2 pseudogenes are annotated in these 437 nt (G+C 71.9%); both read right to left on the reverse strand.

Going from position 1 to position 437, the window contains the following annotated elements:
• A pseudogene (locus LPA54_RS39255) lies at positions 1 to 130 on the reverse strand (LuxR family transcriptional regulator); the annotation flags it as partial.
• A gap of 116 nt (positions 131 to 246) precedes the next feature.
• Positions 247 to 437 (reverse strand): annotated as a pseudogene (locus tag LPA54_RS39260) (ABC transporter substrate-binding protein); the annotation flags it as partial.

Below are 437 nucleotides of genomic sequence, written 5' to 3' on the forward strand. Positions count from 1 at the left end.
GCTCGGCCTCCCGGCGCGGCAGCCGTCCGCGCCGTACGGCCCGGGAGTACACGCGGTCCCCGGCCTCGCACAGTCGGTCAGCACCGTGCGGATGCTCGTCCGCCCCGTGCCCGGCCATCGCCCATCCCACCCCCGGTTCAGCGTCTTTCCGCAGCGCAACTATGCGCGGCCGGAACCTGCTGTGCAACACGGGACAGGCCACCGTGCCGGGCCGGGGACCGGCCGGTGGCCGGATTCGTACGGGGGTTACTTGAGCCCGATCTCCGCGCACGCGTCCTTGAACTCGGCGGTGCAGATGTCGGACACCTCGTAGAAGCCGTCGGCGAGGACGGTGTCCTCCAGGTTGTCCTGGGTCAGCGCGACCACCGGCACCAGCTGCGCCGGGATGTCCTGGTCGGTGGGGCTGTCGACGCGGTCGCGGGTGAGCGCGTCGAACT

The sequence above is a fragment of the Streptomyces sp. DH12 genome (genome assembly GCF_020873895.1).
GTDB lineage: Bacteria > Actinomycetota > Actinomycetes > Streptomycetales > Streptomycetaceae > Streptomyces.